We start from the raw sequence: 8,119 nt of genomic DNA, 5'->3' as shown, positions 1-8,119 counted from the left end.
TGGGGTTTGTCGTGCCGGTACCGGTGTTGCCGCCGCCGGCCTCGACCCCGCCGGAGCCTGTGCCGGTGGTCGGATCAGTGCCGTGGTCGGTGCCGCCGGTCCCGGTTGAGGGATCAGTGGGCGTGGAGCCCGTGCCGCCGCTGCCGGTGGTGGGGTCTGTCGCGCCGGAGCCGGTGTTGCCGCCGCCGGCCTCGACCCCGCCGGAGCCCGTGCCGGTGGTCGGATCAGTGCCGCCGGTCCCGGTTGAGGGATCAGTGGGCGTGGAGCCCGTGCCACCGCTGCCGGTGGTGGGGTCGGTCGCGCCGGAGGCGGTATCGCCGCCGCCGGCCTCGACACCGCCCGAGCCCGTGCCGGTGGTCGGATCAGTGCCGCCGGTTCCGGTTGAGGGATCGGTGGGGGTGGAGCCCGTGCCGCCGCTGCCGGTGGTGGGATCTGTCGTTCCGGAGCCGGTGTTGCCACCGCCAGCCTCGACACCGCCGGAGCCCGCGCCGGTGGTTGGGTCAGTGCCGTGGTCGGTGCCGCCGGTTCCGGTCCCGGTTGAGGGGGCGGTGGGGGCGGAGCCGGTGCCACCGCTGCCGGTGGTGGGGTCGGTCGCGCCGGTGCCGGTGTTGCCACCACCAGCCTCAACGCCGCCCGAGCCTGTGCCGGTGGTCGGATCAGTGCCGTGACCGGTGCCGCCGGTCACGGTTGAGGGATCGGTGGGCGTGGTGCCGGTGCCACCGCTGCCGGTGGTGGGGTTGGTCGAGCCGGTACCGGTGTTGCCACCGCCAGCCTCGACCCCGCCGGAGCCTGTGCCGGTGGTTCCGGTACTGCCGTTTCCCGCCTGGGTGCCCGTGTCCGTGCCGGTGGACGGTGTGGTGGTGCTGCTAGTCGAGGTGTCGCTGGCGGTGCCGGTATGATCCGTGCCGCCGGTGGTCGTGCCCCCGTTGGTTGTGCCGGCGTCGGTGTCGGATGAGGCGGTGCTGCCGGTGGCGGACGAGCCCGACGACGTTCCGGAGGACGTGCCGCCCGTGGACGAGGTGGTCGTGGTCGCCGTGCCAGTCCCGGTGCCGGCACCGGTATTCGTGCCCGTGTTGGTCGTCGTGGTGCTGGTGTTCGTGTTGGTGCTGTCCAGCGCGGTCTGCTGGGTGTTGGTCTGACTGGACGGGGCGGCCACGGCCGGGGCGGATTCGGCGTGGACCGGGGTGGCGGTCGAGGGCAGGACGGTGGCGCGGGCCTGGGCCGGGGCGGCGGTGGAGGAGGTCAGGGCCGGCGCCGTGCCGCCGCTGCCCACCGGATCGCTGCCGGTATCGCCGCCGCCGAGGAAGGACGTGCCGCCGCCGCTGCTGGTGCCGCCGCTGGAGATCAGGTCGGTGGTGTTCTCTTGCAGCGACGGCGCCGTGCTGGACAGGGCCGCCGTCTCCGTGACGTTGTTGGCGTAGGCGCCGGTGGCCAGCGTCTGGACGGTGCTGGCGCCGCCTTCCAGCTGGCTGCCGTTATGGACGGAACTGAGGTAACCGCTTTCAGAGCGTGGGTCCCGGGCGGTATCGGCGCCCGGCCGTTCCAGCGCCTTCAATGGCCGGCTGTTCTGCTGCGTGGCGGCTTGGTCGCGAAGGGCTTGGGTCTTGGCGTTCGACGACGACTTGTCGCTCTGCTGAGCCATGGCGGTGTTCCCGTCATAAAGGGGGCCGGATTGAGACGGGTGCCGGGCACCCGCTCGCGGTCGTTGAGGCGAAGAAAGCGGGGCGGTCGCGGGGGCGGCGGTGTCGAGGCCGCTCCCGGATCCGCCGTCAGGCGGCGGGCTCAGCGCTCATGGAAGGCGCTGTCCACCGTCGTGTAGATGGGTTTCAGAAGGTATTGGAATACCGTCTTCTCGCCCGTGGTGATGTCGGCCTGAACCGTCATGCCGGGCACAACCTGGTAGCGTTCCCTGTCATGTCCGACGTAGGAGGCGGCCAGCTTCACCCGGGCCAGGTAGTAGGGGTTCTTCTGCTCATCCATGAAGGTGGTGGGCGAAACGGTGTCCAGCGTGCCGTCGATGCGGCCGTAGCGGGCGTAGTCGAAGGCCTGCACCTTTACCTTCACTGGCTGGCCGGGGCGGACGAAACCGATGTCGCGGGTGGAGACGCGCACCTCGGCCATCAGCTCGTCATCCACGGGTACCAGGCGAGCGACGATCCCGCCGGGGGCGACCACGCCGCCGATGGTCTTGACCGGCAGTTCCATGACGATACCGCGCACGGGCGCGACGGTGACCAGGTGGTCCACCCGGTCCTCCTGCCCCTCGATCAGCTTGTTTAGTTCCGCCAGCTGGGCGCCGGTGGTCTCCAGCTTGTCCAGGGCCTCCTGCCGCAGGCGGCCGTCCAGCTCTGACAGGCGGGACCTGTTCTCACCCAGGCTGTGCTGGGTGCTGGCGATGACCCCCTCAAGGCGGGCTTTCTCCGACTGGGCGCTGGCCAGGTCGCGCTGCGCCTCCAGCAGGTTCAGCTTGGAGTTCAGCCCCTTTTCCACCAGATCCTTACGCAGTTGGACCTTATGCTCGGCGATGTCCAGGTCGGTCATGACCGAGGCCAGCTGCAGCTTGCTGGCGGTCAGCAAGGCGGCCGCCTGCTGGCCCTGGTTCACCAGCACGGCGCGCTGGTTCCTCTTGGCCTCGATCTGGGCGGCCAGCAGCTGGCGGTTGTTGTCCACCACGTCGGGCTGGCTGGCATATGGCGCGAAGTCGGCCGGCCGGTCCTCGGCGAAGGCCTGCAGCCGTTCCATCTGCGCCTGCAGGGCGATGCGCCGGGCGGTGTACTGGTCGCGGCTGGAGCGGGTGGTGGCCCCCTCGAACCGCACCAGGGGCTGGCCGGCTTCCACCAGCTGGCCCTGTTTCACCAGGATCTCGGCGACGGTGCCGCCCTCCAGGTGCTGGGCCACCTGGACCGAGCGGGAGGGAACGATCTCACCGAATGACGTGGCGACCTCGTGCACCGGGGTCAGCACCGCCCAGGCGATGGCGGCCGTCACGCAGAGGCCGGCCACCAGGATGGTGCTGCGCGTCAGGGGCGAGATGCCGGGATCGGTGACCAGTTCGTCAGAGGCGAACTCGGGCAGGCGGAACCAGTTGGGCAGGGCTACGGCGCGCATCAGATCATGCCTCTCGGAATACGGTCGCGAACCTTTTCGGCAGTCCCGAAGTAACGGGTGGCGCCGTTCTCCAGGATCAGGACCTTGTCGGCGATGCCGAGGTGGCCTCGGCGGTGGGTGGCGAAGAAGACGGTGGACCGCTGGCGCAGCATCTCGATGGCCGACATGAAGGCGAACTCGCCTTCGAAGTCGAAGCCGCTGATGGGCTCGTCCAGCAGGACCAGCGGAGTGTTGCGCAGGTAAGCGCGGGCCAGCGACAGGCGGGCCAGCACGCCGGTGGGCAGGGGGGCGGAGTGCATGTCGAAGCGGGTGTCCAGCCCGTCCTTCAGGCTCTTCACCGTGTCCAGCGCGCCGGCCTGGTCCAGGGCGTCGATCAACTCGGCATCGCTGGCCAGGGGGGCGGCCAGGCGCAAATTGTCGGCCAGGGAGCCCTGGAAGAACTGCGGCACCTGCGTGACGAAGGCGATGGAGCGGCGCAGCTGGATGGGGTCGAACTGGCGGATGTCGCGGCCATCGATGCGGACGGAGCCGCCCTGGGCCGTGTACAGGCCGCTGATCAGCTTCAGCACGGTGGACTTGCCGCCGCCGCAGCGGCCGACGATGGCCACCACCTCGCGCGGCGCCACCTCGAAACCCACGTTGGCCAGGATAGGCTCCGGCTCGCGGTGATAGCGGAAGGTGACGCGCGTGAACGAGACACGGCCCTGAATCTCGGCCACGCGGTCCGGCCGCACCGTCTCCGACCGTTCCGGCGGCGTGGCCATCAGGGTCTCGATCTGGCGGATGGAGGAGCGGATCTGCCCCACCCGCGCGCTGGCCATGAAGGCGGCCTGCAGGGGCCCCAGCATGCGCCAGATCAGCATCATGCTGGCGATCAAGCCGCCGGTGGTCAGGTCGCCGGCCAGCACGCGATGCACGCCGAACACCAGGGTGATCAGGGCGGTCATGGTGCCCAGGATCTGGCTGATGGTGCTGGTGGTGGCCGAGGCCTGGCCGTAGCGCAGATTGGCTTCCGCCGCGTTTCGGGCCACGGTGTCGTAGCGGTCGCGCCAGATGTCCACCAGGCCCAGCGTTCGGATGGACCGCATGCGCTCGATGATCTCCAGCGTCAGTTCCTGGCGGCGAGAATTGGCCACGGCGGCCTGGGTGACGCGATAGCGGGTGATGGCGTTGGCTACGAAAGCCAGCAGGCCATAGACCGCAACCGCCACCAGCGGCACCAGGCCCAGCCAGCCGCCCAGCACGAAGATGGCGGCGATGAACAGGAACATGAAGGGCAGGTCCAGCGCGGCCTGGGCCAGGGGGCCCGTCAGCAGGTCTCGTACCCGGTCGATGTCGCGCACGCGGGCCACCTGGGCCGCGATGCTGACCCGCTCGGTCAGGGCGCTGGGCAGGCTCAGAAGGCGACCAAACACGGCGTTGCCGACGACATAGCCCAGGCGGGCGCCCGCATGGGCCATGGTGTGGCTGCGCAGCCGGCGCATGGTCAGTTCGGAGAGGGAGGCGCCGATGGCGCCGATGCCTAGCGGGACCAGCAGCCAGGGGGTGTTGGCGGCGATGACCTTGTCATAGACGGTCATCACGAACAGCGGGTTGGCCAGGGCCAGCAGGTTGGCCATCAGGGTCAGGGCCATGCTGGCGAAGATCAGCGGCGTGCTCTCGGCGATGCGGCTGCGCAGCCAGCCCTGACGTTCGGTCCCGCTGTGGGGCAGGGTGCCGGGGCGCACGGTCACCAGCGTGCCGGCGGGCAGGGCGTCATCGCCTCCGGCGGTCGCTGGCGTGGCCTCGGCCTGGGGCCGCGTCACGACGAAGCGGTTCTCCAGCACCTCCACCAGCGTGGGGGCCGCACCCAGGGGAATGTGCAGCATGACGCCCACGGCCTTGTCCGCCGGTCCGGCGATGCGGCGCAGATCATCCAGGGAGAACCCGTCGGCGGTGTGCAGGGCGCTGACGTAGCCCAGGCGGCCCAGGATGTCGCGCAGGTCGGCCATGGGGTTGGCCCGCGCCTCGGACGGCAGCGCCTCCAGGATCTGGCGGCGGGAGCCGGACCAGCCATGGCGGTTCAGCAACTGCGCCAGCGGGTCCAGGAATTCGGTCCAGTTCACGCTGACTGTGGCGGCGGGCACCGGCAGGGCCGGGGGCCGGAGCATGGGGTCCCGCTGGGACGCCCCGCTGTCGAGGAGAAGCGTCATAATGCGAACTCCAGGGTGCGATCCAATTGGCCGTCGGCCAGGCGGTAGATGCGGTCGGCCAGCTTCAGGACGGCGGGCCGGTGGCTGACCAGGACCAGCGCGCATTCGGCGCGCAGCTCGTTCATCAGGCCGAACAGGTGGCGGTCGCCTTCGTCATCGACGGCGGAGTTGGCGTCGTCGAACAGGATGATGCGCGGTTTATGGATCAGCGCGCGGGCCACGGCGATGCGCTGGGCCAGGCCTCGGGGCAGGGGTTCGGTGGCGCCGTCGCCCACGAAGGTGGCGAAGCCGTGGGGCAGGGCGTGGATGAGGTCGGAGATGCCCGCCCGCTCCGCCGCCACCAGGGCCAGCTCGTCATACTCGGGCCGGAACAGGGTGATGTTCTCGGTGATGGTGCCGCGGAACAGGATCTCCTGCTGCGGCAGGAAGGCGATGGCCTCGCGCACCGATTCCGGGTCGTACTGGTCCAGATCAAGGCCGTCCAGGGTGATGCGGCCGCGGCTGGGCTGGTAGAAGCCGCCCATGAGGGACAGCAGGGTGGTCTTGCCGCTGCCGTTGGGGCCCACCAGGGCGATGATCTCGCCCTTGGTCAGTTCCAGGTCGATGCCGCTCAGCACCTCCTGTCCCGGCTTGAAGCCGAAGGACATGCCGCTCAGCACCATGCGCGGCTGCGTCTGGTTGGCGTCGGCCGTGCCCGTGGCACGGCGTTCGCGCGGCATGGCGTACAGGGCGTCCATCTGTTCGCGGGCGATAGCGGCTTGTTGCAAGCGCGACCACAACTGTAGGATGTTCTGCATGGGCGACAGGGCGCGGCCCACCAGCAGCACGCAGGCCGACAGGCCGCCGACGCTGAGCTGGCCGCGCAGCACCAGCAGGCTGCCGAAGCCCACGGTCAGCAGGCCCGCGACCTGCACCACGCATTGCCCTATCTCACCCAGGTGCTGGGCCGACAGCTCGGCGCTGCGGTTCTCGCCCAGGCGGCGTTCCTGCAGCTTCTCGTACCGGCGTAGCAGCGGATGCTCCAACGCCATGGCCTTCACCGACTGGATGCCGCTCAACAGGCTGATGATGAAGCTGAGGCGCTTGTCCTCCGCATCCGCCACGCGCAGCAGCGAGGTGCGCGCCATGCGGATGGCCGGCAGGGCCAGCAGCACGATAACCAGTATGCTGGCCAGCGGCACCAGGGTCAGGATGCCGCCGATGTAGAGGATGATGCCCAGGTAGATGACGACGAAGGGAATGTCGTACAGGCTGACCATGATCTGGCCTGACGCGAAGTCCCGTAAAGACGCGATGGAATTCAACCTTTCCATGTGCGCGCCGGAGGTGTGCGTCTGAAACGCCTGTATATCGCTGTCCAGCAGATGAAAAATGGCGCGGCGACTTTCCGATATTTCATAGCGGGCACTGCGCGCACTGAAAATCCGCTGCCGTGCAATTCTCAGGAACAGCTCCATCAGCAACGCGGTAACAATTCCGCCCGCCAACATGAACATCGTATCAATGGTGTGGTTCGGCAAAATACGATCATATACCTGCAGCAAGGCAATCGGCATTGCCAAGGACAGGATATTAATTGTGATGCTTGATATCATTATATAGGCGTTTTGTGGAATCTTAACGCCGTCGACATTCATGGATGCTGATGCGGTTCTGTTCATGGTTTTCACCATTTGATTTGATGGCGCATCTTGATTGTGGGTGAATTAAAAAAGTGTTAAATGTCATTTGTTGGTTTGTATTGGTATTTACCGGATGTCGGTAAATATTTTGCCCTATTCAAAAGGTTATGCGATGGCAAAATTAAAAGTTGTTGTCGCATAATTATGACCGGTGTCATAATCCAGACGTCGGTGTTACGCGTTAAAACGCCGCACTTCATGGGCCGAGACTGCCAGCAAGCTGCACAGGAGTGGATATCGGACGGGCGCTCGCCTGGGGCGCGGCCTGCCCCCTATAACATTGTTACAGAAAGAAGATTTACCGGTTAGCGTATGTAAGTATGCCGCAATGCGACTGTTTCGAATGATCGCGATTTTTTTGCTAATTTTCGAAACCGACTTGTCTCGACTAGCCGTGATTACGCAGGCATGGGCAAAAATGATTGAAATGAGAAAAGTGGAGTGATGGCAAAATGGGCCGGTGGTTTGTTTGGTCGCAAAACTAATGCACAGGATAGGATATGCTCAGGGATTAATACCTCTGTCGCATTTGCGCCCTGTTGATGTGGTCGCAGCCGGTCTTCTCCTTTTGTTAAGAAGCAGAGAGCTTCACATAACAACGCTGCCCGACCATCGGCGCTCGTATCAGGAGATATCAGCGCGCGGCGTGCGTCGGATGGTATGGATTTGGGCCAGGTGCTCGGTTCCGGCGTTGGGCCGAACAGGGGTGTGGGACGCGTTAGAGCGGAACGCGATCAGGTGGAGACACCTGATCGTGTAAATCCGCTCTATCATGAACAGGTTACGAGCGGGATGCGATCACGCGTGATCGCATCCCGCTTGTCTTATGAATTTCCGTGCCGACGGGCGACGATGGAATCGCTGGGAGAGGGCTGCACCCCTCTCCCAGCGGCGAGGGACGGATCGAGTGACCGCAGGCTGTTAACGAGCCGAGTTAGAGTTTGATCGCCCTCGTCTTTTCCATTGGCCTGAACGGATACCGGGGAGAAAGCCCCGTATGACAAGCAGAGGCACGGAAAAGATGAGCCAAGTTACCATCGGCGTGGATGTTTCCAAAGACACCCTGGACGCCTATCGCCTGGTCAACGGTGCCAAGCGGCGGTTCGGCAACGACAAAACCGGTCATGCCGCCTTTGT

General features: G+C 66.4%; 4 protein-coding genes. All 4 read right to left on the bottom strand.

Annotated features, from left to right (window positions below; all coding sequences use genetic code 11):
* Positions 1-1,642, bottom strand: a 1,642-nt coding sequence (locus I55_RS33590; protein ID WP_049974565.1) for a hypothetical protein, incomplete at its 3' end; no start/stop codon positions are given.
* 140 nt (positions 1,643-1,782) lie between these two features.
* On the bottom strand, positions 1,783-3,108 hold the full coding sequence (locus tag I55_RS27645) for an HlyD family type I secretion periplasmic adaptor subunit (protein WP_049974564.1): 1,326 nt from the start codon (positions 3,106-3,108) through the stop codon (positions 1,783-1,785).
* Positions 3,108-5,300, bottom strand: coding sequence for a peptidase domain-containing ABC transporter (locus tag I55_RS27640; protein WP_049974563.1), 2,193 nt, complete (start codon positions 5,298-5,300; stop codon positions 3,108-3,110). Before I55_RS27640 ends, I55_RS27645 begins: the two co-directional genes overlap by 1 nt.
* Positions 5,297-6,895, bottom strand: a complete 1,599-nt coding sequence (locus I55_RS27635) for a peptidase domain-containing ABC transporter (RefSeq protein ID WP_286364322.1) — start codon at positions 6,893-6,895, stop codon at positions 5,297-5,299. Before I55_RS27635 ends, I55_RS27640 begins: the two co-directional genes overlap by 4 nt.
* Positions 6,896-8,119: the final 1,224 nt, after the last annotated feature.

This window comes from Azospirillum sp. B4 (assembly GCF_000333275.1).
Taxonomy (GTDB): Bacteria; Pseudomonadota; Alphaproteobacteria; order Azospirillales; family Azospirillaceae; genus Nitrospirillum.
The sequence above is the reverse complement of the archived record's forward strand: the minus strand, read 5'-3'. Positions and strand labels throughout refer to the sequence as shown.